This window comes from Alteromonas halophila, assembly GCF_014651815.1.
In the GTDB taxonomy this organism is placed as follows: domain Bacteria; phylum Pseudomonadota; class Gammaproteobacteria; order Enterobacterales; family Alteromonadaceae; genus Alteromonas; species Alteromonas halophila.
Genome location: NZ_BMXP01000003.1, coordinates 299,286 through 324,186, shown reverse-complemented (window position 1 = coordinate 324,186; position 24,901 = coordinate 299,286). Strand labels below are relative to the sequence as shown.

Genomic DNA, 24,901 nt, shown 5'->3' with positions numbered 1-24,901 from the left:
GGTTACCGAACGTTTTTCAAGCAAATCGTTTATAAACTTACACTTATTTGCCGGTTTTGGCATTGGTAACCGGAAACACAATGACAAACTCTACGCCCTCACCTTCTTCACTGGTCAGTGAAATAGACCCGTTTAGCGCCTGGGTTACCAGGTTATATACAAGGTGCATACCCAGACCGGATCCACCCTGACCACGTTTTGTGGTAACGAAGGGATCAAAAATGCGCTTACGAATATCTTTCGGGATCCCTTTGCCGTTGTCACGGTATACAACTTTTAATTTATTATTCGTTACCAACTCGGCACATATATCGATTTGGCCATCGTTAATCCCTTCAAACCCATGAATAATAGAGTTCATGATCAGGTTTATCAGTACCTGATTAATGGGGCCAGCTTTCGTCTCAACAGTGAGGGTCGGGTCGCACTCGATGTTGACATTATGCTGGAATTTTTTAAGACGAGGCCGCAACGACAGTAGTATCTCATTAACCAGTTGTGCAAAGCAAAAAGATCGACTGTTTTCCGAGGATTGATCGACCGCGACCTGTTTGAAACTTGAAATTAATTCTGCGGCGCGGTTTAGATTGCGGTAAATAATGTTAAGGTTTTCCTGACTTTCGGTCAGAAATTTCCTCATGGTACTGGCTTTCAGCGTCTTGTTCTCAAATTCGCGTTCAATCACCGTCAGGCGGTCCAGCATCATGGTCGAGGCAGTCACCCCAAGGCCAATCGGCGTGTTAACTTCATGGGCGACCCCGGCCACCATATCTCCCAGCGATGCCATTTTTTCATTCTGCACAATCTGCCGCTGAAACTGGTGCAGCTTCTCCAGCGTATGGATCAGTTCCTGGTTAGCATCTTTCAGTGCCAGCGTGCGCTGACTAACCATGTCTTCGAGCGACGCATTCAGTTTTCGATGTTGCTCTTCGGCCTGACGCTGTTTTTGCATGTATTCCTGAATGCGGGCCAGCATCACATTCACCGCATCAGATAACACACACAACTCGCGAATATTAGAATCGTCGGCACGGGCTGAATAATCACGTTGCCGGGAAGTACGCTGCAGAAAATTAGCCAGTTGCTCGATGGGGCCGGTAATGATGCGCTGAAGCCGCAGCGCCAGCAGGAAACTGATAAGCATCATGACAAACATCACGCTCATATTCAGCAGGATAGACTGGCCAACCAGCTTGTTATAACTTTCAGCAGACGCACGCAGATATACCCAGCCCAGTTGCATACTGTTATCGACGGTTTTAATCCGGCTGGCGACTTCGATAAAGTTGCCGTTTGCTGATATACGCGGCTTTCCTTCCAGCGTAAGAAGCTGTTTTGCCTGATTGGGTAGCGTAGTCTGGCCTTTACGGTTGTAGTCGGCAAACCGTTCCAGGGCCAGTGGCGGTCGGGCATTCACATCGATGGTGCGATAAATGTGAACATTCAGAACCATGTCTGCCACATCCAGACTGGTCAGTCGCGCTTCTGAGTTATCCGAATCGCCAGATGTAAGGTGCGTATCGGCATTGGATGCAACCAGCCTGGCGAGCATAACGACATTTTCTTCCAGTTCCTCGCGGTAGGTTTTTATTTGCGTGTAAATAGACAGGCTCGACGATATAACCAGGGTGATGGTCGCGATTGCCATAACCACCCAAAGAAATAAGCTCTTTATTGAGAGTCTTACTATCGTGTCTGTCATTATTATTAGTTAGATAGATTTCTACGCGTTTGCTTCAATAGTGGCCTAACTTTGAGCAAAAGGAAAGCTTAGCGATCAGGCTGATGTTACGTTGTCCTGATTAAAGCTTTCCTGCGCTATCAACGCGCTATATAAAGCGCCGTAATGCGTTGCTGCATCTTTCCAGGTAAACCGGGTATGCATACCACGCAGTTGCATCGCTTTAAACTGCTGTGGGTGTTCGTGATAAAACAACAGCGCGCGCCGAATACAGTTAAGCAATGCCTCAGGTGTAGGATCATCGAAAACAAATCCGGTGGCCCGATCCTGGTGCTGATAATCAATAACCGTATCTTTGAGTCCGCCCACCCCACGTACAATAGGCACGGTGCCATACGCCAGGCTGTACATTTGATTGAGTCCGCATGGCTCGAACTGCGATGGCATTAAAAAGAAGTCGGCACCTGCTTCGACCTGGTGCGCGTGGCTGTTGCTAAAGCCATTAATAAACGCGAACTGACGGGGATGTTGCTGGGCATACTCGCCTAAATCCATGCACACTTTCGGATCGCCTGTCCCCACAATAACCATTTGCAGATTGTGCTGCATCAGGGCATCAAGAATCGGTACCAGGTAACCAAACCCTTTTTGCTCGGTGAGGCGGCACACCATACCAATTACCGGCGTTTTGCTGTCCTCAGTGAGCCCATTGGACGTTTGCAGGTGCGCCTTACAGTCAGTCTTCTTGTGTAGTGTGTCCGTGTCATAGTTGACCGTAAGCTGCGTGTCGGTTGCCGGGTTCCACTGGCTGTAGTCGCAGCCGTTGAGAATGCCAATCAGATCCTGCTGACGGGTGACAAGCCGTTCGTGCAGGCCGTGGCTGCCAAGATCAGTGAGCAGCTCCAGTGCGTAATTAGGCGACACGGTGGTAATTTTGTCGGCAAACGTAATACCGCTTTGCAGCATATTGATATAGCCACCATGAACCTGCGACAGAATTGCAGGGTGATGGCGCAGAAAAGGAATACTGTCCAGTCGGTGAACGCCCTGAAATGCGGCGTTATGAATGGTAAACACGGTGCGTGTCTGGCTGAAGTAACCACTTCGCTCATGACGCAGTAAAAATGGCAGCATGGCCGCATGCCAGTCATGACAATGGATGATATCAGGGTGCAGCTCGACAGCCTGTAAAACCTGCAACACTGCGCCAGAGAAAAAGCTGAACCGCTCGCCATTATCTTCAAACGCGTTATAGGCTGACGAATACAAACCGTCACGGTCAAAATAGTCAGGGTAATCGACCAGATACACGTTGATGCCGCGCCAGGTCAGTTGCCGGATTGTGTAGTGATACACCTGGCCTTCTGCAAAGAGTGTTTGTTCGGTACCAACCGTTTGTAGCTTTTGTGTCGCGCTTAGCTCCTGGTAACAGGGCATCACAATTGTGACATCATGCCCCATTTTTTGTAGTGCCAGTGGCAGCGCTTTGCCAACGTCTGCCAGGCCGCCTGTTTTTACCAGTTCCTCTACTTCAGAGATGGCAAACACAATATTCACATTGCTGTCCTCATTTTAATCCGCAGGAGCGCATCCTGTTGTTAAATTAGCACAGCCTGGTGGCTAACTGCTATATTACGCGGTCATATAGACAGAAAACTGAGACGTCTGCGCGACCGTGTGTACCCGTGTAAAATGCTCAGACAGCAAGCCTGGGTAGGGCAAAAACCGATTCGCCACCATTTGCAGGCGGCCGCCCGTATTCAGTACCCGTTTAGCATCGGCAATAAAGCGTTTGGTAATGGTGTAGTCAGTTTTAATCCCGCTGTGAAAGGGGGGATTAGTAATAATATGGTCAACCCTGGTGTCAACACCATACAAACCGTTAGCAGCAATAAGGCGCGCCACCTGTTGATTCTCAGCCAGCGTCAGTGCACAGCAATACAGAGCAATAGCACTGACATCCAGCATTTCTAACGTGAGGTGCGGATAGCGCTTCATCAGGTAACTGCCAATCACGCCTGCGCCGCAGGCAAAATCCAGCACGCTGCCGCGCATCCCGTCGTAGTGTTTTTCAAGTAGCAGACGGCTGCCTGGATCGAGTTCGCCGTGACTAAAGACACCGGGCATCGTCACGACATCCCATTCGGTTGTGTCCGCCTCAAACGTATGGGTTTCCAGCCAGGCAGACGGTTCGAAAGCGGCATGCGTATCTTCCACCTGTGTGGTGATCAGGCTGCAATGGCGGGCTGAATCTACTTTTTGCGTGGCACCGTATTGTTGCATCAGTTTGGCTGCACTTTTAATGCCGCCTTTATTCTCCCCTACCACATGAATACGGCCACCGGGCTTTAGCATACCGGCCGCCATACGCAGGTTCATTGAGAAATGGGCCTTGGCCTTTGGCAGAAACACCAGCACATCGGTCGCGCACTGGTGACGCGTTTCAAAGGGCGTGAACACGTGCTGATGATGGCCCACCTTCTGTTCACAGCGTAGTCCGCCTGATTCCACGTCCCGGGAGTCCAGAGTATAGGAGGGGACCACGCGTACACTTTCACTGAACATGTCAAAGTACTGGTGCAGGACCGTCAGTGGCCTGTGTTTCAAAGCATCAGTAAAATAAGCGTCTGTGGGATTGATAAAGACCCATTCACCTTCATCAAAGATGCCGAGGTTACGTTCAAGAAGCTGACATTGCGGACTAAGCATCAGCTGACCCGCTCGTAAATCAGATCCCACACGCCATGCCCAAGCTTTTGCCCGCGGGTTTCAAATTTGGTAACCGGGCGGTAATCAGGGCGCGGAACATAGTGGCCTTCAGAGGCGGTATTGGTATACCCGTCGGCGTTGTCCATTACCTCAGCCATATGCTCTGCGTAGTTTTCCCAGTCTGTGGCCATATGGAAGTGACCGCCAATGGTAAGCTTCTCGCGCACGCGCTGTACAAATTCTGGCTGGACGATACGGCGTTTGTGATGACGTTTCTTATGCCAGGGGTCAGGGAAGAAAAGTTGCAAACGGGTAAGCGCTGCATCGGGCAGCATATGCTGGAATACTTCAACCGCATCATGCTCCATCACCCGCAGGTTGGTAAGACCTAACTCACCTGCTTCAGCAAGGCAGGCACCAACACCCGGACGGTGCACTTCAATGCCGATAAAATCTTTATCCGGTGCGGCGGCCGCCATTTCAACCAGCGATTTGCCCATGCCAAAGCCAATTTCCAGCACGACCGGCGCGCTGCGGCCAAACTCTTCAGTCAGGTCCAGACGGCGTTCGGCATACTCAATGCCCATGGTAGGCCAGTGCTCTTCCAACGCACGCGCCTGGGCACGGGTGAGTCGTCCCTCGCGTTTTACATAGCTTTTTACTTTGCTGATATAAACGCCGGCGGCTTCAGCCTCGGCCTGATTTTTAAACTGCCCCATAACTCCCCTCACATGCGCGTCGTTCGCTGGTGCGGCATTATCCAGTCTCCACGCGTATATGCAATCATTTGCATGGAAATTTAACCAGAATTACGGCCCGGAAATGTCCAGCCATGCCTGAATAAGACGGGCAACGACATCGGGCTGCTCCAGTAGCATCATATGCGCGGTGTCATCCAGAAATTCAGTTTGCGCCGCGTCAAGCGCGCGTGACGCACGCTTAAGATCGCCATACGGTGCCACCGCATCGTCTTTGGCCCCCAGAATATTAATGGAAAACGGTGCGATTTTAAGTTTAGCAGTCAGATTTTGGCGCGGCGTAGTAGACTGTGTATGGGCCAGCAGGGTGTTTTTACCCAGATCCCTGGCCATATCTGTCACCACACCAGCCACTTCGGGCGACTGCTGGTGCCGGGGATGAACAAAGCGCTGAACGAACGGCTTAGCTGCCGGATTGAACTGTCCTTTCTTCAGTGCCGCGACCAGTTGTTTGCGGCGCGCCAGCTCATCTTTTGATAAGCCATCTGGGTCATAGCCTATCAGCGTCAGTGACGCGACGTGCTGTGGGTGCGACAGGGCATAGTGGGCCGCGATATATCCGCCCATGGAATACCCCACCAGGTGCACGCGCTCATTATCCAGAACCCGGTCCGCGGTGAGGGCCAGCATCTCTTCCAGTGAGGCCGCCCACTGAAGCGGTACATAGCGGCGCTGAGTCAGGTGTAACTGGCGCCATACCGGCAGCCAAACCCGCTCGTCGCACAGTGTGCCGGGCAGGAATAGTACTGGTGATGTCAGGCTCAAAGCTTTCCCCGTTTTTCAATCATTGAATGTCCTGGCGCATGATACCATAGAGGCAGTAATTGTAGGTGACAGGTCAGTATTGTATGTCGAAGAGTTTTGCCACACGGGTATTGGAATGGTTTGATGCGCATGGTCGCAAGCACTTGCCCTGGCAGCAGGCGGTCACGTCCTACAAGGTGTGGGTGTCTGAAATTATGTTGCAGCAGACCCAGGTCAGTACGGTTATTCCGTATTTTGAGCGGTTTATGACCTCATTCCCGAGCGTTTCTGCGCTGGCGGCGGCCAGTCAGGACGAGGTACTGCATCACTGGACCGGGCTGGGTTATTATGCGCGTGCCCGCAACCTGCACAAAGCCGCCAGACTAATCGAAGAACAGCATAACGGCGAGTTTCCCTCTACGCTGGATGAGGTGATGGCACTACCGGGCATTGGCAGATCTACCGCCGGGGCCATTTTGTCACTGGCACAACAGCAGCGGCACGCCATTTTAGATGGCAATGTGAAGCGGGTACTTGCCCGGCATCAGGCTATCGGCGGCTGGCCGGGGCAAAAGAAAGTGGAAAATGCGTTATGGGCACTGGCAGAAGCACGTACTCCGGAAACGCGCTGCGCACAGTACACTCAGGCGATGATGGACTTAGGGGCCATGGTGTGTACCCGCAGCAAGCCCGACTGCGATCACTGCCCGGTACAGCGTGACTGCCTGGCTTATGCGCAGGGAACGCAGCAGGAATATCCTGGCAAAAAGCCTAAAAAGACGTTGCCAGTGCGCAGCACCCAACTGGTGATCCCATTTTTCCAGCGCTCGGTGTATCTGGAACAGCGTCCCAGTGCCGGACTATGGGGCGGTCTGTACGGGTTTATAGAGGCGCAGTCCGAAGATGAGGCTATGCAGGTAATCAGACGCCGGCAACTGGGCGCGGCGGCGCAGTGGCAACCCCTGCCTGGCTTTCGGCATACGTTCAGTCACTTTCACCTCGACATACAACCGGTGCTGGCTATGCTGGATGGCGAACCCAAAAGTCAGGTAAGTGAGTCCGGCGCAGGCTGGTTTAATATCGACAGCGACATTGAAGTAGGCATGGCCGCGCCCACTAAAAAAATTATCCAACAAGTCCGCCATCTTTTGTAAGATGCCGGTGAATGAATAAGGAGCAAGCATGAGCAGAACCGTTTACTGTCAGCACCTCGATAAAGAAGCAGAAGGGCTGGACTTTCAAATGTACCCGGGCGAACTGGGTAAGCGTATTTACGACAATATTTCAAAAGAAGCCTGGGCAGAATGGCAGAAAAAGCAAACCATGCTGATCAACGAAAACAAGCTGAATATGATGGAACCGGAATCCAGAAAGTTTCTGGAAGAAAAAATGGAAGCGTTTCTGTTTGAAGGTAAACAACCGACAATTGAAGGGTATGTGCCCCCAAGTGAGTAAATAATCGGCCGGATTGCACAAAGACTGCGCATTTGATAAAAAATCCTGGAAAAAGAGTTGACTTGGCGGTGCGAAATCCGTTTAATACGCACCCACAGCGAGACAGGCGGTAACGTCAGAAACGCTACCAAATTCGCCCAGATAGCTCAGTTGGTAGAGCAGTGGATTGAAAATCCTCGTGTCGGTGGTTCGATTCCGCCTCTGGGCACCATTATTGAAAAGCCTCGCATTTGCGGGGCTTTTTAGTTTCCGGGGATGAATACGCACCGACCGTGCCGGCGCTGCTGGCACAGCGCGTTGCGACTCCGCCTCTGGGCATCATTATTAAAAGCCTCGCATTTACGGAGGGGGGACCCAAAAACTAGCTCGATCCACTGGAGTCGACTATAAGCCAAGCGCAATAGAAGCTCGTATAAACGCAGTCCTCGAACGGACAGTGCACTAAAAGTAGACAAACCATATATTGCACTGGGATTTGTGGTTTCGATTGCGACTTATCACGAGTGGAAACGGGCAACCAGTTTTGCTCGTTAAGGTGAGATGTACACGCAGGCAGTTGCGATGCATACAGTCCGGCCAAACAGCTCACTCGATCCGGGGCATTAATGCGAATACCGCTAATTCGATCAGAACCGAGTAAATAATTGTTTTAAATGCTGTACCTGTCGTCGGCTGATCTCAATTTCGTGTCCTGAGCGCAAAAATGCTAGTGAGCTACCGGCTTTAACCCCTGGCTCAATGCGATCAATGCAGTCAATACGGAGAACATCTCCCCTGTTCGCTTTGAAAAAGTACTGTGGGTTTAGTTTTGCCTCGATTTTAGACAACGAGCTGTGCACGTAGGCTTTACCATGAGAACTATAGACAGCAGTATGATTACCAATGCTTTCAAATCGCTCAATATCGTACAACCGCACCACCTTGTTGATTTCGCCAAACTTCAGTAGGACGCCGTGCGAGTCTGTTAAATAACTGTTCGTCTCTGGTACCGGTTCCTGAGAGGCCCTTTTTGCGACATTTTCTACTTTTGTGACACACGCAGCCAGTCGCTCCGGTTCTATGGGCTTCACCAAATAATCAGTGGCATTCAGAGTAAATGCATCAGCGGCATATTGGTCATATGCCGTACAAAAAACACATTGGATATTTTTATCTATTTCCTCTGCCATCTCCAGCCCGGTCATGCGTGGCATCTGGATATCCAGAAAGATGAGTGAAATCTCATTCTCGCGCAGCATTCTAATCGCCGTGTCTGCGTTTTCGGCTTCAGCGACGATATTGACTTGTGGGTACTGCCTAAGCAGCCTCTTCAGTTCAGCACGTGCCAGACGTTCATCATCAACTATGAGTGTATTTAGCATAGGGCATTTCAATAGTTACAATAAATTCATGACTTTCTCGTTTGGCGCTATAGGTCATGTTTTCACCAAACATCAACTGCAAACGGTCATGAGTATTTTTTAGTCCGGTCTTTGTACCTTCATCTACAAGGTGGTTTGAAACGCTGTTGCGCACGGTTAACCGCCAGCGACTCTTGCCTATTACTTCGGAATATATGTTCAGCGAGCCACTATCCGGGTTTGGGGCAATGCCATGTTTGATCGCGTTTTCTACCAATGTAAGTAATGAGAGAGTAGGGAGTGGTTGTTGCCACAATTCATCGTCTATTGAGCAAGTTATCTGCAAGCGCTCTTCGAGTCGGGCTTGCTCAATAATAAGATAACGCTCGGCTACATTCCACTCCTGTTCCAGCGAGGCTTTTGACTGAAGGTGTGCCTGGAGGTGAGTTCGGAATATTTCTGACAGCTGTGTCACAAGGTTGGCTGCCTTCTCCCGATCTTCAAAAATGAGTGCGCGGATGCTATTCATGGTATTAAACAGAAAGTGGGGACTTAATTGGTTGGTCAGTTGTTGAATACGCGCTTCTTGCATTTGTCTCTGTAGCTTTTTTTTTGATTTGGACGAATGCCAGAATGTGTAGAGCAGTATCCAGCCTAGGTAGAAGATGCCAACGTTGGTGATCATTAGAAACCAGAGTGTCGGATCCTCCATTGTAAGATGCACATTTTTGCCATTCATTTCAAACGTAATGGATTCTGTTTGGCTGGCCGCGAAAACAGGCAGTTTACGTACCAGGGTGACGGTTAGTACATACAGGTAGCAGGCAAGTAGCAGTACGACGAAAGTGTAAAAAGACCGTATTAATGTGATGCCCTTGTTGAGGACAAACAGTTTAAGATGGCTTCTTAAAAGGAAATGGCTCAGCAATACAAAAACAACGCTGTCAATGAGGCTGCGCAAAGCGTATTCTTGGGGTGAACCGGGCATTGCACTCACGTCGAGTACCAAAAGGTTTGACACTCCATAAGTGAAGTAAATCAGGAGGGTAAGAGATTGAGCTTTTAAATAGCGGTTACTCAGAGAAGTTGTGATTTGCAAATACGTCGTAAAAAACTGTTTTAACATTATTGTTACGTTCTTATTCGTATTTTAGGGCGTCAATGGGGTTTAACCTTGCTGCCTTTGAGGCTGGAGCGAGACCAAAGATAACCCCAATTGCAGTCGTGAAGCTTAATGCTAGTAAAATTGCCCAAAACGGAACCAGTACTTCGGTTAGGTTTGGCAATAGTAATGTAATGAATGCCGCAAAGCCATAGCCCAACAAAATACCCAGTAGGCCGCCAAGCAACGATAGAATCAATGCTTCGATTAGAAATTGGATCATAATAAACGAGGGGGGCGCCCCCAGCGCTTTGACAGTCCCAATTTCTCGGGTTCTCTCGGTGACAGAAACCAGCATAATATTCATTATGCCTATACCACCGACCAATAAACTGACACCTACTACCCCGCCTGCCACCAATGTGACCGTTTGGGTTACAGAGTTAAATTGCTTCTTAGTCTTTTCAGCACTGCGGAACTCAAAATCATCAGGATCATCTTTTTGTAGACCGTGCCGCTTGCGCAAAATTTGTGTGATTTGCCGTTGGATTTCTGGTAATGACGCTCCTTTTGAAGGGCGAAACATTATGTCTATATTACGTGTAACCTCCTTACCCGCAAGTGATCGCATAGTACTAAATGGTGCAATGATATAATTGTCCTGATCAAATCCAAAAAAACTGCCCACCGTCTCAGCGACGCCAATTACCCTAAACCATTCGCCATTCAGACTAACGAATTCACCCACAGGAGAGTCAGGCATTTTTAGTTTTTCAATCAGGCTCGAACCTAAAAAGGCCACACGTCGACGGCGCAGGTCATCACTTTCAGACAGAAAGCGTCCCATTTGGGGGTAGGTGCGAACCACATTTTGGTAACTGCTATCGCTACCTATAATTTGTGTATGGGTTGAATTTCGTCCAAAGCGGACACTACTGCCGAAGCTGAATGGTTGCATCATGGCAGTCATGTCTTCCAACCCGCTGACTTTACCTTTGAGAGCGAGGAAATCGTCATAACTGAGGGTGTTCTCAAACCCGAGGAGTTCTTGTTCTGACGTTGTATAGGCGCGTATCGTGACCATATCACTGCCCAGATCATCTAGCTGCTGTTTGATGGAATAGCTCAGGCCTTGCGTTATCGCAACCACGGTTATGACTGCCGCAACACCGATGATAACCCCTAGCATAGTCAGCATGCTGCGCATGCCATGGGCGCGTATGGAATGTAAAGCCGCGCGAAAACCCTCAATGGTTGCAAGCAGACTGCTATACATGAGCGACTTGCTCCATCGCAATTGGACATTTTTCTGTGCGCATATGGTTAGTGTTGGAGACGATTTGACCATCGTTAATATTAATGACGCGATAGCAATGATTCGCAATCTCTGTCTCATGGGTTATCAGAATAATAGTCTGCCCGCTGTCATGGATTTCATCAAATAACTGCATGATTTCACGGGTAGTATGACTGTCTAGATTTCCGGTAGGTTCGTCTCCCAGAAGGACTTCTGGATTAGTAACTAAGGCTCGGGCAATCGCTACACGTTGTCGTTGTCCCCCGGATAACTGGCTGGGGAAATGGTGCATTTTGTCGCTAAGGCCCACTCGCCGAAGTGCTTCGGCAGCGCGCGCTTTCCGGGCTTTCATGGCGATAAACCGAAACACCAGAGGCTGCATGACATTCTCTAGTGCAGTGGCGCGTGGTAACAAATTAAAGCTCTGGAAAATGAAGCCGACGGAATGATTACGTATATGGGCAAGCTGAGTTTCTGACATTTGAGTGACCGGTACTCCGGCCAGATGGTATTGGCCTGAACTAGGTGTGTCTAAACAGCCAAGGATGTTCATTAATGTGGATTTTCCAGCACCTGAAGGCCCGGTGATTGCGACATAGTCATTGGCGTTGATGGAAAGATTAATATCGTTCAATGCACAGAATGTCTTTTCGGTCATTTGATAATGTTTGCAAATGCCTTGCATGTCGATGATGTTTGCGGTATCGGAGTGTGAGGAGGCCATCAGCTTGAACTACCTGCATTCACAGGCGTATCATTTTTCAGGCGGCTCAGGGTGCGAGCAGGACCAACAATGACGTCGTCGCCAACATTAAGGCCAGATAGGATAGCTTGTTCTGTATCTGTGGCCATACCTAGCGTCACCGGCACTTTGCGACTGCGGCCATTTTCTACTTGCCAAACGTAGCCTTTGTTGTCGTGATACTGGACTGCAGCGATCGGCACGTTAGTCGTGGAATTTCCTGTTGCAGTAATGATTTCTGCTCGGCAGCTCATCCCAGGGAAAAGGCTAACATGACTTTCGTTCATCAGCACCTTGACTTCGAATGCTAACCCCGGTCCATTACTTAATCTTTTAGCCGATGTGCCTATTTTTACAACGTTGCCGGATAATGCTTGCTTTGGGTAAGCTGCAGCATAAACTTCAACAGGTTGGTCTAGATTTACGTTGGCAATATCTGCTTCATCAACACGAAGTTCCGCCAAAATAGCGCTAGGGTCAGCAATGGTCATTAAATCTGAACCTACGATATTTGTGGTTCCTGCGATGACAGTTTCCCCTGCTTTGATGTCTAGTGACGATACCAGCCCATCCATTGGTGCTGTAAAGCTGGTTTTCGCCAGTTTGTCCCTAGCTAAGCTCAGTGATGCCTTCGCTTGCTCTAAACCGGTCTGAGCGGCGTCTACATCAATGCGTGCCACAGCGACAGCACTCTTTAATCCGTCAACCTTTTCAACTTGCACGAAGCCTTCATTCAGGAGCTGAACATTGCGTTGCAACTGCCTTTCCAGATTGGCTAAACGCTCCTCTTGTCGGGCAATCTCAATTCTATTTTGTGCAGCTTGTGCAGAAGCTCGCTCAACCTCTGCAGCGTATGCTGCTGTATCCAATCGCAAAAGTAGCTGACCTTCTCTTATAAATTCACCTTCTTCAACCAGTATTTGCTTAACTCGACCTGAGACTTCTGGGCGTATCTTAATTTGGTTATTAAAAACAAAATTCCCCGAAGACAGAACGGTGTCCGATAACACTCCTGTTGAAGCGGTTTCAACGTTGACCATCACCTCATCATGGCCATTTCGCACATTAATCCAACCTACCAAGCTCGCCATTGACATGATGATGCATGTCATTATCAGTGCCTTTTTCATAAAAACTTCTCCGCTGGTTGAGTTGGATGGGCTTGTTGGTCTTACGTTACCGAAACGTGATTAAGCTAAGAGCGCCCACACGGTAAATGTAGCAATATAGGGGAAGGCCGCCAGGACTGCACTGCGTAATAGCGACAATTGCAACCAGCTATGAAGGCCAAGTGCTGACAGCGCTATACTCCAAATAAAAAACAGGTTGAGTGTTTCTGCCCAGGTAAACAAACCATGTCCGAAGGGGAGATGCAGCGCTACCTGGTTCAAAGAAGCATAGTTGAGCAAGTTCAGTGGTAGGTCAGCAGTGTTAGACGTAGCGATTAACGCCATGAACCCTAGCATGTAGATAACAGTCGGCATTTGCGTCCAAACGGTAAACCTGAACCAGTCGACGTATCGATACTGGGGCTGCTTGTAACTGAGTAGCTTAAAGTAACCGGACAAGGCCGAGATCATAATGAGGGTATAAATGACGTTGAAAACAGCCCCCATCCAACCAAGTCCTGAGGCACTCTCTTCTATAAAAACGCGCATCTGCTCCATCTCGGCAGGAGATGTATCTTGAGCTTGCAACATTTGTTGTTCAACTAGCCACTCCGTGCTCATTCCTGAATAGAAGTACAGGATGCTGGCAAAGCTGATGGCGATGATAAGAAACAGAGGGAGTAGAGAACGTCCACGCTCGCTTTTCAAAGTGTCAAACAATGTGGTCGGTGCCACATAAATGTTCAGCAAAGAATTCCCAATCGATAGTGCCATCACGGTTCTCCAAAGTCTGGGGATTTATTATTACATAATACTTCAATCAGCGTGCTTTTTAGTAAGGTGAAAAAATGTTTCTGGCACGTCTCAATAATAATTCCTTTTATACAGTTCAATTATTATATGTAGAGATCAGCTCGAAAGATGTTTAAAAAAGTGATGATTGGTTGAATTTGGTGATGAGTGGTTTTAAAGAGGTGTTTAGCGTTAAAAATTATAATTTTATGTATGATTGATCTTTTTGTTTTTTTTCAACTTGTTGATAATTAAAGTTTTAATCTTTTGTTTTGAGGTTTGTTTAAAAAAAATTTATTAAACTTATTGACGGTTTCAATGAGCTGTGTTTTATCTATTATTGTCGATATTTTGAGCGCCGATGATTGCGTTCATGTTGAATTGGTTATTTCATTTTGACGATGTCGATAAAAATATAAAATTAGTGATAAGGAGAAAATCATGAAATCAAATGCATTAATGTTACGCAATGAACCAACCAATGCATCGCAAATTGATAGTGTTCTGGAGCCGGTAACTGTAGTAGTTGCAATCGTTGTGGCTTTTGGCCCAGAAATTAAATAAGGAGAGCAATATGTCTTATATTCCAATGCTAGCCAACGAAGTCAGCTTGTCACACCGTGCAGGCTATTGCGAAGTTGGTGGGCCGCCGTGCTTCGCCGTAGGTGTTGTCATCGGGACCTATCTTAATAAGCTGTAACCGGGCGTATCTTAATAACTTAATTAAGATATTTTCCCCGGTAATTTACATAGCTCGAAACCAAGGGAATGCAGAGGACGCATTAAGGTAAAAAGGCCATAGTCTCCGGTGTGTTCATTGGTAAGAGCATTTCGTAAATTTTGGACATGGCCATGGTTGTTTTATGGCCATGATTTGAATGGAGTTCAGCATTGTGAAGAATTTACAAGGCTATAAGGCGATAATCAATGACCCGGCATCGCAACGCGCTTTGCGGGAATTGTATGAAAACAATATAAGCTTGACTGACGAAGTGAAAAATCGTGAATTCATGGCTGCTTTCGTTGATCTGGATCTATCAATCAGTCAGAGGAGCATAGGCTCGTTTGAGAGCATATGTAGCACCGCACTGGATAACATTACACTGCAGGATGTAGCAGCAATGACATCCAGAATACACCAGGAAGTCGAAGCCGTTGATGATATGACGATATATCAGCCTCCAGTGTTTACGACGGATGAGAGCGCGACGTCTGGTATTTACTTATACAAAGGCAAGAACATCGAGGTCATGCTGTTTGTGTTGGACAAATTCAACCTCAAAGCCCATAAACAGCGGCGAACCAAAAAGGGTATCACGATTCAGGCAAATGACTTGGTTATTCAATGTCTTAGTGGCAGCGGTTCAGTGTCGAAATATACACTGCACGAAAAATTCAGTGATGAGCATGGGGCGCCTGAGCAGTTTAGTGGGGTCATTGATACTCGGACGTACTCATCGGGCACTATTATGTCTGTAAGAAAAGGCCAGGATGGAATTACTTTTGCGACATGCGACTTACCGTCTGTCTTTATCTCTATCACTGAGACGAAGCATACAATGTTGGTCAAGCCTCAATACGATATTGCAACATCCCGGCTGGTTGGCTCCGTTCATGCCGACGGATTGTCCTCACGGATACAAATGGCTTCTGTCATGCTGCGGATGTTAAATGTGAAAGGCACCTGTGATCTACTCAAGCCATTGTTGGAAAGTGAAAATCTGTATGTGCGATGGCAAGTTGCCCGGGAAATTTTTTTAAACGACGCAGAGAAAGCCAAAACGGTTTTCGAGCAACTCACAAATGATACTAGTGCACAGATACGCGAAGCTTCAATTCGGTGCCTGAATGAGTTCTATGGAGAGAAGTATGCCGTTAACAGTTGATTGCAAGACACATGAAATCATCGAGCTGCAAGAATTTGTAGATCGACTATATGAGAACAAAGTTGATCCATCTGACCAAGAGTCATTGTTAGCTGCAGCCCCGGACTTGAAGGCATTGTCAAATAATAAACATTTCCTTGGACAATATATTGCCAATGAAATTAAGAATTACTCTGAATTTCAGAAGGACAATACCTACTCTTCTCAAGTGATATTGCTTCATGCCCCTTCAGAAGGTAGTAAGTTCTTCGTCAGAGCAAACGTGTGGCCATCCAAAAAGGACTATCTGACGCTGATCAATGGTGAGGATGCTTTCTTTTACCATAAGCCGCATGATCACAATTTCAATTTTCTGACCGTAGGCTACATCGGTTCGGGCTATTGGAGTGACTATTATGAGTACGACTATGACAAGGTTATTGGTTACCCAGGTGAATCGGTAAATCTTAAGTTCGTTGAAAGGAGCAACCTTCAAGAAGGTAAGGTCATGCTTTACAGGGCACATTTAGATGTGCATGACCAACTTCCTGCTGATGAGTACTCGATTTCTTTGAATATTATGGAGAACTCCATTTCAAACCCAATGCTTGATCAGTACTCGTTTGATACCGAAAACCGCAAAATCAAATCCATTATCAACAACAATGGGACAAAAGCTTTGTTCGATGTGGCTGTCATTGCTGGCGACGATTCGAGTTATGATGTTGTTGACCATATTGCCAACAATCATCTTATTGAGCGCGTCCGGCTCAATGCAATTGACGCGATGAGTAAAAAGCAAGATACGCTGGAAGATATCATCGGGCATTACGAACGTTATGCGCGGGACCGTTCTGTGTTTGTACAGAAAAACATTAAAACACGTCTGCTAAAATTGGAATCGCTCGCATGACTGGAAATATGCTAAAAATCTCAGGTCTCAATAAAAAGTACGGAGACAAGCATGTGCTCAAAGACTTGTCATTGGACGTACACAGTTCAGAAGGCAGTTTGGTTGGCATTGTTGGTATAAATGGGGCTGGGAAGTCAACCCTCCTGCGCATTTTGGCTCAAATCGATGGTGATTACGACGGTCAGTTTACGTTGCATGTGAATGGCCAAGACATTAATTCCAAATTTGATGTTGGCTTTTTGCCCGAAGAAAGGAGCTTACCGTCCTCAGGTAAAGTCGTTGATATCTTAAAACTCTGGTTGGAACTTCGAGGAAAGAAAGGCGAAGAATGTAAGGTATTGATAGAAAAGTGGCTCGTAAAAGCAGAATTGGAGCAATACCGAAATACAAAGCTTAAGTCTTTGTCCAAAGGTAATAAACAAAAGCTTCAACTTGCTTGTTGCTTGATGCACGAGCCAATTTTCATCGTATTTGATGAGCCGTTTTCCGGTTTGGACCCTGGCAATCAGGAGTTAGTCATCAATTTACTGCAAGAGCGAAAGCAAAAGGGCGCATTGATTGTCTTAAGTGCACATCAGCTGGAATTGGTGGAGCGTATGTGTGACCAGACATTTTTGATGGATGACGGGCGCTTGGAACAGTTCGATGTGGCGCATTCTAATCCTGGGAAACTCATGTCAGTTCGGTTACATACCACTTCACCAGAACTCGACTTTTTGAAACATTTTGAAAGTGATAACAATGTTTTTAGCGTTCCTGAGAACGAGGTTACTGCAGAGCAGAAGGCTTCACTTTTCGACGCTTGGTGTCGACAGGACATACAGGTTTACTACGGTAAATTTATGAATCTGCGTGAACACTACATTCACGCCACGGTGATAAAGGAGCGCAGTCATGGATAGAGCACTTGCACTTGCGAAGTTTGAATTCATGTCCAACTTTAATATAAAAGGTGATGCAATAAGCTTCAGTATCATTGCTATCGTTCTATTTTTGCGGGTCTGGACTGTCGAGGTTATTCAGGACAAAACCCCTATCAATGTTGGTATCCTTTTACAAGATCAGCTACAAGCTGAAAATTTGCGTCTGTCATCGGAGGAGCAACTTAAAACCCTCGTTCAGGGTAATAGTGAGGCGCAATTACAATCGATGCTCGAAAAAGAGGAATTAGATGCATATATCGTTCAATGTTCTGATTGTGAAACGTTAACGTTGAATGTGGTATCTATTGATGAAGTTGATGCAAAAAATCATGTTATGCTCCTGGCAAAATTGCTGTCAGACGCCTTGATTCCGCTACAGTTTTCATTGGACCCAGAAGTCTATAAGCAAATCCAGTCAGGGTTTGAAATCAAGTACATCAATAATGGTGAGCAGGATTTGTCCAACAGTAGAATTTTAACTACCGTTTTTATGTTTCTGGTCTGCATCAGTGTACTCAGCGCTTTTTCTTTATTGCTGCAAGGAATTACCAGCGAGAAGGAAGAAAAAATCACTGAGATGTACATGTCGAGTATGAAAGTTCAGGAGTGGGTGGACGGTAAAGTGATAGCGGCACTTGGTATTGCAGTGAAAGGGTTGGTATTGTATTTTTTCTTCACCGCCATAGCACTGGATGTCTTCGGCTTTACTAGTTTCAGTAATCAGGAGTTGTTGGTTTTTGCACGCGAAAAAGCGTTTCCCCTATTCGTATCCTTTACGCTGGGTTTCGTGTTCTGGTGTTACTTGTATGCATTTGTTAGTGTGCTCATTGATAAATCTTCCACATCGATAAAAAACGCTGCCATCTTATTTCCTATGGCCGCGTTTGGTGTCATCTATTCCATCTCAGATTATGTCGCCAGTCCTTTTTATCATGTATTTAGCTTCTTTCCGATGACGTATATTTTTGCACTGCCAAGTAAAATTATGTCCAGCGATTTTCAGGTTTATTATCTGGTCGCCACTAGCGTAGTACAAATACTGGCAACAATCTTGATGCGCCAATTCACCTACAAACACCTTAAGTTCATTTAAGCCGCTACAGGGTGGTGGGGCGGCCGATATTATGTTGGTGCCTAACTACCCGGCTAGACACTTCCTTGCGATAGCGGACTATTGCAACAGGACGAAGAGGTATCAGGAGTTCAGCTCATGACCTATTATGTAAACATCAACTGTTAGTCCTTCTCTTGCCCGCCTCGTCAGGCTGATACGCTCACGCCCTGACGACAATCGCTCACGCTATCCGGTAGTGCACTAGCCTATTGATACGACGCTATGCTTATCAGCAAAATCTGCTAATGGAAGAGGCATAGCTTGCCTTCAGTGAATCCTGCTGCCTAATTCAGCGAAGTGACGGTCCTTGAGAAAAAGGTCAGTGGCACACATCAGTCTGAAGCGCTGCGTCTGTCTTCTTCTCTGTCCCTATGCAGAACAACCATGACTATCGAGGTGAAGAGTTCATCCTCAGAATTATTGCTGTGCACCTGAATGCTATGGGTATCGCGCAGTGATAGAATTTCTCCCTGAGCAGAAGCGATACATTGGTTTCTGTGAGTGATTTGGAACTTAAGATCCCAGAAGTTTCCTTTTATTTTAGCTCCATCATACTGACCGCCGATAACATGATATGTGCGTGTCCACGAAAACACCTTTCTCTTAATAGAAAAGTCGCCGATGCGGGAATAAATATTCCATGTGGGCACCCAGGCCAATAGTTTTCTTTTCACTGTTGCAAGCTGTTCATTGCCCTTGTTTAATGTCCAGGTGGGGTTAAAAGCAATCTGCCCGCTTGCGTCATAGACCGTATGTCCGTTTTCATCACCAATGGACATACGTCCTCTGATGCTCAGTAACTTGTTGCTGATGGATAAAACCGTCGACATCTATATTTCCTTGTACTTCTCAATGCTATCGAGTGAGGGCAGTAAGCCTTCTCCTAAACGCACAGTGTGGTTCTGAAGGAGCCCTTGGTGTGAAACGCTATTGCGCATTCGACGATGGATTCGGGCACAGCTGTTCGCCCCACCAGTCACCGCCTTTAACATACTTCACCACATGATCATTGTGGATGAGCAGGGCATCGTGGCGAAAGCCGCTGTATTTACCGAGCAGGTTTTTGGTATTGACCGTGGCACACACCAGGTAGCCATAATAGGTATCGCCCATTTTATTCGCTAACCAGTAGCGCACTGGTTTGTGAATGGCGTTATATTTTGTGGTGCCGGGCTCATTTACCGTCATCTGATAATAGGCTTTAACAATCAGCTCATATTCGCTGGGCGCGCTGCCGTAATTGGCTTCATCCACTTCCTGGTCGGAAGGCAGCGAGGAACAGGCGCTTAGCAGCAATGCAATAAGTACAACACGAATAACCGGCATATGTGATCCCCTGTATTGTTACGACGTAACTCGGTCTTTGAAGGACTGATGATAGCGCGTTTTTATTCATGGGTATAAATTGTAACAACGCACTGGTGCAAACTTGTTGTTAAGCTGTCAGTATTGAAAGTTCAGAAATGTTAAATGTCTGTGCCCGGAGTATCGAAATGAAACCAAAGTTTCTCGCTGTTTTTGTTGCCCTTATGACTGGCTCTGTCAGTGCCTACGATGGTTTTTCGCCAAGCGAGGCAGGTTGCAAGGGCGTGGCTAAAGAAATAAAGCGGGTGACCAGAGAGAAGGCGGCAACCTCGTCGCGGATCCAGGGGGAGTGGCTCGATAAACAGTTGCAGGCGTTGAACAGCAAAAAGTCCAGCTGCGAAACCAAAGGCTTTTCCACCAATTAGTTGTCCCTGGACAGCCTGTCTGCCAGTGCGGTCAGGTTGTTCTCTTTTATATCCGGCATTGGGCCAAGCGGATACGGCATTTTTCCCGGCCTGGCAATAAACGCGGTTTGCATTCCGGCATTCGCTGCTCCGCACAAATCCCAGCCATGAGCGGCAATCATCAGGCTTTCAGCAGCCTGAACATCGGTCTGTGCACAGGCCCATTCATAGGCCGTTTTTAGCGGTTTATAGGTTTTTACCTGCTGTACACTCAACACGCCATCAAAATGATCACGAATCCCGGCATAGGCTAACTGGGCACGTAAGCCTTTTTCTGATGAATTGGAGAATGCTACCAGGGTGTAGCCGGCTGCTTTAAGCCGGGTCAGTGCATCGGGCACGTCGGGATGCGCGGGAAGCTGCGTCATCGGTGTGGCGATCGTCTGTCTCGCTTGTTCTTCACTCAGCGAAATATCCATCGAATGCGCAACCATCTGCAGTGCTGCTACGCCAATGTCGGTAAAGTCATGAAACTGGCCGGTGGTCATTTCTACCAGTGAATGATGTAGCAGTGTGGAGAACCACAGATCCACTTTCTCTTCTTTACCGGCAAGCGTATCCGCCACAGCGTGCTTTACATGATTCAGATCCAGCAAAGTTTCATTCACATCGAAGAACAAGACACGCGGTACTAAGCGCATAAGAGACTCACTTGTGGGTTGGTATGGTTCTTATTACCGCTTACATTGCGCCGGGATCACCATCAGGCCCGACTACCGTGCGGGAAAGTGCTGACTGTATTATTCCCATGAAAACGGGCCATAGTCAGGAAAGCTGACGTCTTCACCTGCCAGGAGACGGGTTCGCAAGCGACGAATATCGCTCTGTAGCTGGGTACGAAAGCCTTTTACCTCTTTCCAAACGTCGATAAACGGTCCGTCGCCGTTACCGTTTTCGTAGGCTGCTAACAACGGGCGAAGGTGCGCATAACCGGCGTGCAGCCGGGCTACCTGTGCGTCAGAAAATTCGAAAAGTGGCCCTAATTTAGAGCGTTGCGCATCGGTAAGCGGTTCGCCCTCTTTATTCGCATGGTGTGTAAAATAGCGTTCATAGTCAGACTGCGACACGCTGGCGGCATTGCCCCATTTCGCAATCGAGTGACGGTTCACCAGCGTTTCTGTTACAGGATCGACGATCAGAACCGTAGGCGTGGCAAAGTACGTCGGGTAGCCAACGCGACGGGTAACACTGCGCCGGTCCTGCAGAAAGCCGACATCAACAAACAGTGTCTGATAATGCGCATTCAGTATGCGCTGCATCTGCGGTGTCGAAAATCGCTCGGCCAGTCCCATACTGTCATGGCACCAGCTGGCGCCCAGTACAATCATTGCCTGTTGATTATTTTGTTTCGCCGTTGCCAGCATTGTTGTTATGTCTTGCTGCACCGTATCGCTGGGCTGGTAAGGGGAGGGCCTGAGCGCGCCGCTATCACTGGCGGTTGCGCTACGTGCAGTGAGCGCAAGCGTGACCATTAGGATAAGGTTGGCAAAAGCGACACGACGGTGTTTTATCATTACGGATAAATATTGAGTAAAGTGGTAGTGCTACTTTAGCGAACAAGGAAGACGTATTCACTGAAAAACTCAAAGAAGCGTGAAGGAAACCAAATAATGGCCAGCAACGGTCGCACCGGGAAGCTCTGCCTGCACTACCACACGACACTCCCTGCCATCTTTGGTGGTAATATTAATCTCCATTTCAATCGTTTTTCCGTTCGTTGCCAGGCACTGATCAGTCAGTAATTCCCATTGTCGCTGAACAACCTGCCGGTAGTCGGCGTCAGGGTACGCTTTTCGCCACCAGCTGTTCTTATCTGGGATATCGGCACGCGTATAGCCAAACAAGTCTGTGAAACGGTGATTGACAAACGCTACCCGATGATTGGGGTCGTGCTCATCGTATTCACCTACAAGTATTGCGGTGTCGCTGTTGTTAAGGTGATCAAAGTTTAAAGACATTGTCAGTGAACGCTGTGTAGGGCAATGCTATTACTAACCCTAGCACAAAAAAAGCCCGGCATAGCCGGGCGCATAGTGTTCAGACGTGTGTTAGTAGAAAAGGTAAGACACACTCAGCTTCATGCTGCGCGGCATAATATAGCGGCCGTTGGGCGCAGCAGGATTACGCGGGTCACCCTCTGTGATCCCCTGTTCGTCCGTCAGGTTATCTACCGACAGTTGTAATTGCAGTGAGTCAGTGGGTTCGAAGGTCATGCCCACATCTATCTTCTCGTAGCCTTCCAGTACCACGGTGTTTTCGTTGTTGCCGTAACGGTCATCCACCGCGGTGAGTGTGGCATAGACCGTGGAATAAACGCCCTCGCCAAACTCAAAGGCATAGCTTGGTGTCATCCGTACCTGCCAGCCTGGCTGACGCTGTGCCTCGTTACCCTGATTGGCCGGGCTTTCGGTGATTTCCGTTTCCTGTAATGTGGCGTTCAATGACAGCGACAGGCCTGAATCATGCTCATACCGGCCATCCAGTTCAACACCGTAGGCTTCGTTAGTCAGGATTTCAGCCGGTGCACCAGGGCGACGCACAAAGGTGTCGCCTTTCACTTCGTTGGCAAACGCGGTGGCAAAGAACCGGATATTGTCATTCATAAACTTATACCCGAACTCGCCCTGCGTGACCTCTTTGATTAACCGGTTGCCACCGGTGTAGGCACCAAAGTTGTCTCTGAAATCATCGAAGTAGGGCATTTTATACCCGCGGTTCATGCGCGCAAAAATGCCGCTGAAGTCGGTCAGCGCGTAGTTGGCACCAAACGTCCAGGAGGTCTTGGTCTCATCATAGTCTACAGCCTTGGTAATGGTGCCATCTAATCCTTCATCCACTGTGTAGCTGACTTCATGGTTCTCACTGCGTATACCGGCATCAATGGTTAAATCAGCACTGGCAAACCACTGAGCAGTGGCATACAGCGCAGTGGTCGAAGCATCACCGACTGAGCTGATATCATAATTCCAGCTACAACTTTCCTGGCTGTCATTACATTCAATGCCGCTGAGTTTTTCGCCTCCCGGCTCTAGCACATGAAAAGCCTGGTTTCCAATGCTCCACCAGTCTTCGGCCTTGGTCGTTGCCGTGTAAATACCAAACGATGTATCCACTGCGTCGAACTGGCGTGACACAGCCAGGTCGTTAGTAAAAGACTCAACCTGTTTTAGCACCACCCAGCGGCCAATTTGCTGTACGGGGGTGTCTGGCGCATACGCATTCCCAGTCACGCTGCCACTCACTGCATTGATATCCTCTGCTACGGCCCCTAAGGTAGTGGCAGCACCTTCCGGCACCAGGCCGTAGGTATTGGCATCACCCTTGGTCAGGTTGAAGCGATCCACCAGACGCCAGCCGTTACCCAGGTCCAGCTTTATACTGCCGCCGCTGACATGGCCGTCCCAGCCACGCCCGTCACCCATATCAACGCTTTTAGCAGTACTGTTTTCGGGTCCGTAGTAAATGGTTGCCTGACGGTTGTTAGGGCCGATTTGCGTATATTCGGCATCTACACCTTCTACATTCAGTGGCGTTGGTAGATACCAGGTACCGTGATCATCTGTCTGGCGGGTGTATAAATTGACTTCACCGCGATCAAATTCCTTGGTGATGTTTATCGTAAACTGATTGCCTTCTTCCGAGCGGAAACCGGCGTCACGAATGCCATCAGAGCTTTTGATGTAGCCGCCGACCATGTAGTAAAGATCATCGGCCAGTGAGCCGCTTGCCATCACATCCACCCGATTCAGCCCGTAATCGGAAATCGTGTACTTGGCCAGGGCTTCGTTGGACTCACCGCCGCGTTTAAGCCGGAAATTGGTGGTCAGGCCGGGTTGCCCGTTACTGACGACCGGATTGGGGCCACCGCGTAAGCCTTCTACCATTTCGATAGTCTCGTCTATGCGGAACATCTGGGAGTTTTCAAGGAAGGACAGCGTCGGTGCCGGGTAAATCGGTGAGCCTTCCAGCGCGATGGTCAGGAAAGGCGCATCGCCGCCACCGGGGAAGCCGCGCACAAAGACGTTAGCACCGGATTCACCCCCGGAACTCTCTACCCACACACCCGGAATTGCCTTGAAAAGGTCGGCCGTAGACTTAGGCGCCAGTTTGTCGATATCACTGGCATCAATGTTGGTCACCGCAAAGCTGGCATCAATTTTACGGATCCCGGCACCGCCAGGTGTGCCACTGACAATGATCACTTCAGTATTATCAGCGGCTGCTTTTTTCTCATCTGTATTTTCCTGCGCGACAACGGCGCCGGTCAGAGCTGTCGCTATGGCGGTGGCGAGCAGAGCTTTATTAAATAATCGCGTCATGGTGCGCTCCTGAAAACGTGCTTGGTTTGTTAACAGGATGAGTGACTCTGGTTAATTTGTTGTCACTTATCCAGGGAGTGCTGATAAAAATAGATCGGGATGCAATCGATTGCAAGAACAAATTGCAAACGATTGCAATTTTTTCATTTCAGCGTATTAACAGCTTTTACAATTCCCACACCTGCTCCAGAAATCTGTACAGACACGCGCCAACGATGGTAGGCACAGAGGGGATTAGCAGATATAGTGACAAGAAAAAGCCGAAGTAA

General features: G+C 48.1%; 26 protein-coding genes and 1 tRNA gene. 10 read left to right on the top strand and 17 right to left on the bottom strand.

Features of this window, described 5'->3' with window-relative positions:
* Positions 1-43 precede the first annotated feature (43 nt).
* The 5 genes from IE054_RS08625 to IE054_RS08605 form a co-directional block, all read right to left on the bottom strand.
* On the bottom strand, positions 44-1,702 hold the full coding sequence (locus IE054_RS08625; protein WP_189405370.1) for a sensor histidine kinase: 1,659 nt from the start codon (positions 1,700-1,702) through the stop codon (positions 44-46).
* Between the two features lie 75 nt (positions 1,703-1,777).
* Complete coding sequence (gene glgA, locus IE054_RS08620; protein ID WP_189405368.1) at positions 1,778-3,238, bottom strand: glycogen synthase GlgA; 1,461 nt, start codon at positions 3,236-3,238, stop codon at positions 1,778-1,780.
* A gap of 75 nt (positions 3,239-3,313) precedes the next feature.
* A complete protein-coding gene (locus IE054_RS08615) occupies positions 3,314-4,390 on the bottom strand; it encodes a methyltransferase (RefSeq protein WP_229805045.1) in 1,077 nt (358 codons plus the stop codon).
* Positions 4,390-5,109 carry a tRNA (guanosine(46)-N7)-methyltransferase TrmB gene (trmB, locus tag IE054_RS08610; RefSeq protein ID WP_189405366.1) on the bottom strand — a complete coding sequence of 240 codons (720 nt, stop codon included), beginning with the start codon at positions 5,107-5,109 and terminating at the stop codon, positions 4,390-4,392. Before trmB ends, IE054_RS08615 begins: the two co-directional genes overlap by 1 nt.
* A gap of 90 nt (positions 5,110-5,199) precedes the next feature.
* The gene (locus IE054_RS08605) at positions 5,200-5,913 is read right to left on the bottom strand and encodes an alpha/beta fold hydrolase (protein ID WP_189405364.1); all 714 of its coding nucleotides are present in this window, start codon (positions 5,911-5,913) and stop codon (positions 5,200-5,202) included.
* Between the two features lie 83 nt (positions 5,914-5,996).
* On the opposite strand from IE054_RS08605, the gene mutY reads away from it, so the two are divergent.
* The 3 genes from mutY (at position 5,997) to IE054_RS08590 (ending at position 7,558) form a co-directional block, all read left to right on the top strand.
* Positions 5,997-7,046: an A/G-specific adenine glycosylase gene (mutY, locus tag IE054_RS08600; protein ID WP_189405362.1), complete on the top strand. Its 1,050-nt coding sequence runs from the start codon at positions 5,997-5,999 to the stop codon at positions 7,044-7,046.
* A gap of 28 nt (positions 7,047-7,074) precedes the next feature.
* A complete protein-coding gene (locus tag IE054_RS08595; RefSeq protein WP_189405360.1) occupies positions 7,075-7,347 on the top strand; it encodes an oxidative damage protection protein in 273 nt (90 codons plus the stop codon).
* 135 nt (positions 7,348-7,482) lie between these two features.
* Positions 7,483-7,558 (top strand) — tRNA-Phe (locus IE054_RS08590).
* A 415-nt stretch (positions 7,559-7,973) separates the two neighbouring features.
* Here the strand turns inward: IE054_RS08590 and IE054_RS08585 are convergent.
* From IE054_RS08585 to IE054_RS08560, 6 genes are read right to left on the bottom strand one after another with little or no spacing between them, the layout of a single operon-like run.
* Complete coding sequence (locus IE054_RS08585; protein WP_189405357.1) at positions 7,974-8,708, bottom strand: LytR/AlgR family response regulator transcription factor; 735 nt, start codon at positions 8,706-8,708, stop codon at positions 7,974-7,976.
* Positions 8,686-9,813, bottom strand: a complete 1,128-nt coding sequence (locus IE054_RS08580) for a sensor histidine kinase (RefSeq protein ID WP_189405355.1) — start codon at positions 9,811-9,813, stop codon at positions 8,686-8,688. The genes IE054_RS08585 and IE054_RS08580 overlap by 23 nt, the downstream gene beginning before the upstream one ends.
* Before the next feature lie 13 nt (positions 9,814-9,826).
* Positions 9,827-11,065 carry an ABC transporter permease gene (locus IE054_RS08575; protein WP_189405353.1) on the bottom strand — a complete coding sequence of 413 codons (1,239 nt, stop codon included), beginning with the start codon at positions 11,063-11,065 and terminating at the stop codon, positions 9,827-9,829.
* Complete coding sequence (locus tag IE054_RS08570; RefSeq protein WP_189405351.1) at positions 11,058-11,810, bottom strand: ABC transporter ATP-binding protein; 753 nt, start codon at positions 11,808-11,810, stop codon at positions 11,058-11,060. Before IE054_RS08570 ends, IE054_RS08575 begins: the two co-directional genes overlap by 8 nt.
* Positions 11,810-12,958 (bottom strand): efflux RND transporter periplasmic adaptor subunit, encoded by a 1,149-nt coding sequence (locus IE054_RS08565; protein ID WP_189405349.1) that lies wholly within the window; start codon positions 12,956-12,958, stop codon positions 11,810-11,812. Before IE054_RS08565 ends, IE054_RS08570 begins: the two co-directional genes overlap by 1 nt.
* A gap of 60 nt (positions 12,959-13,018) precedes the next feature.
* Positions 13,019-13,711, bottom strand: a complete 693-nt coding sequence (locus IE054_RS08560) for a YIP1 family protein (RefSeq protein WP_189405347.1) — start codon at positions 13,709-13,711, stop codon at positions 13,019-13,021.
* Positions 13,712-14,170: 459 nt separating this feature from the next.
* Between IE054_RS08560 and IE054_RS17905 the strand changes: the two genes are divergently transcribed.
* The 6 genes from IE054_RS17905 (at position 14,171) to IE054_RS08540 (ending at position 18,523) form a co-directional block, all read left to right on the top strand.
* Entirely contained in the window at positions 14,171-14,293 is a 123-nt protein-coding gene (locus tag IE054_RS17905; RefSeq protein ID WP_268245062.1) for a hypothetical protein, read from the top strand.
* Positions 14,294-14,303: 10 nt separating this feature from the next.
* The gene (locus IE054_RS17900; protein WP_268245061.1) at positions 14,304-14,429 is read left to right on the top strand and encodes a hypothetical protein; all 126 of its coding nucleotides are present in this window, start codon (positions 14,304-14,306) and stop codon (positions 14,427-14,429) included.
* A 193-nt stretch (positions 14,430-14,622) separates the two neighbouring features.
* Positions 14,623-15,615, top strand: coding sequence for a HEAT repeat domain-containing protein (locus IE054_RS08555; protein ID WP_189405344.1), 993 nt, complete (start codon positions 14,623-14,625; stop codon positions 15,613-15,615).
* Positions 15,599-16,507 (top strand): transposase, encoded by a 909-nt coding sequence (locus tag IE054_RS08550; protein ID WP_189405342.1) that lies wholly within the window; start codon positions 15,599-15,601, stop codon positions 16,505-16,507. The genes IE054_RS08555 and IE054_RS08550 overlap by 17 nt, the downstream gene beginning before the upstream one ends.
* Positions 16,504-17,409 (top strand): ABC transporter ATP-binding protein, encoded by a 906-nt coding sequence (locus tag IE054_RS08545; protein WP_189405340.1) that lies wholly within the window; start codon positions 16,504-16,506, stop codon positions 17,407-17,409. Before IE054_RS08550 ends, IE054_RS08545 begins: the two co-directional genes overlap by 4 nt.
* The gene (locus IE054_RS08540) at positions 17,402-18,523 is read left to right on the top strand and encodes an ABC transporter permease (protein WP_189405338.1); all 1,122 of its coding nucleotides are present in this window, start codon (positions 17,402-17,404) and stop codon (positions 18,521-18,523) included. Before IE054_RS08545 ends, IE054_RS08540 begins: the two co-directional genes overlap by 8 nt.
* 353 nt (positions 18,524-18,876) lie before the next feature.
* Here IE054_RS08540 and IE054_RS08535 read toward each other — a convergent pair whose 3' ends face one another.
* Together IE054_RS08535 and IE054_RS08530 are read right to left on the bottom strand one after the other, a co-directional pair.
* On the bottom strand, positions 18,877-19,374 hold the full coding sequence (locus tag IE054_RS08535; RefSeq protein ID WP_189405335.1) for an LURP-one-related family protein: 498 nt from the start codon (positions 19,372-19,374) through the stop codon (positions 18,877-18,879).
* A gap of 97 nt (positions 19,375-19,471) precedes the next feature.
* On the bottom strand, positions 19,472-19,870 hold the full coding sequence (locus IE054_RS08530) for a hypothetical protein (RefSeq protein ID WP_189405333.1): 399 nt from the start codon (positions 19,868-19,870) through the stop codon (positions 19,472-19,474).
* A 167-nt stretch (positions 19,871-20,037) separates the two neighbouring features.
* Here IE054_RS08530 and IE054_RS08525 point away from each other — a divergent pair, with 167 nt between their 5' ends.
* A complete protein-coding gene (locus IE054_RS08525) occupies positions 20,038-20,274 on the top strand; it encodes a hypothetical protein (RefSeq protein ID WP_189405331.1) in 237 nt (78 codons plus the stop codon).
* Here the strand turns inward: IE054_RS08525 and IE054_RS08520 are convergent.
* The 4 genes from IE054_RS08520 to IE054_RS08505 all read right to left on the bottom strand — a co-directional run bounded on the left by IE054_RS08520 (position 20,271) and on the right by IE054_RS08505 (position 24,632).
* Positions 20,271-20,954, bottom strand: a complete 684-nt coding sequence (locus tag IE054_RS08520; RefSeq protein WP_189405329.1) for a haloacid dehalogenase type II — start codon at positions 20,952-20,954, stop codon at positions 20,271-20,273. The two genes, IE054_RS08525 and IE054_RS08520, sit on opposite strands and share 4 nt — an antisense overlap.
* 99 nt (positions 20,955-21,053) lie before the next feature.
* On the bottom strand, positions 21,054-21,827 hold the full coding sequence (locus IE054_RS08515; RefSeq protein WP_189405326.1) for a thioredoxin family protein: 774 nt from the start codon (positions 21,825-21,827) through the stop codon (positions 21,054-21,056).
* A gap of 69 nt (positions 21,828-21,896) precedes the next feature.
* Positions 21,897-22,271, bottom strand: a complete 375-nt coding sequence (locus IE054_RS08510; RefSeq protein WP_189405324.1) for a PAS domain-containing protein — start codon at positions 22,269-22,271, stop codon at positions 21,897-21,899.
* 90 nt (positions 22,272-22,361) lie between these two features.
* Entirely contained in the window at positions 22,362-24,632 is a 2,271-nt protein-coding gene (locus IE054_RS08505) for a TonB-dependent receptor (protein ID WP_189405322.1), read from the bottom strand.
* Between the last annotated feature and the right edge of the window lie 269 nt (positions 24,633-24,901).